Raw genomic sequence first — 258 nt, 5'->3', positions numbered from 1 at the left:
CGGGCTCGTCGCCCTTCAACAGCGAGAAGTGCACGTGGGCACCGGTGGTGTGCCCGTCGCACGGCAGCTCGTTCCCGATGCGTCCGATCGGAGTTCCCGCCGTGATCGGCGAGCCGTCGGCCATCTGCGTGACATCGACCATGTGGTAGTACGTCGTGCTGTAGCCGTTGTCGTGGACGATCTTCACGAGAGCGCTGGTCGCGCTGACGCAGCTCTTGTAGACGATGCCGTCGCGCGGGGCGACCACGCTGCCCTCAC

1 protein-coding gene is annotated in these 258 nt (G+C 66.3%); it reads right to left on the bottom strand.

The window, feature by feature from the left end; translation table 11 throughout:
* A partial coding sequence (locus tag SB753_RS38825; protein ID WP_410805384.1) for a M23 family metallopeptidase occupies positions 1-258 on the bottom strand: 258 nt, incomplete at both ends.

It is taken from the genome of Paraburkholderia sp. SIMBA_053, from assembly GCF_046534895.1.
Classification (GTDB): Bacteria; Pseudomonadota; Gammaproteobacteria; order Burkholderiales; family Burkholderiaceae; genus Paraburkholderia; species Paraburkholderia caledonica.
The sequence above is the reverse complement of the archived record's forward strand: the minus strand, read 5'-3'. Positions and strand labels throughout refer to the sequence as shown.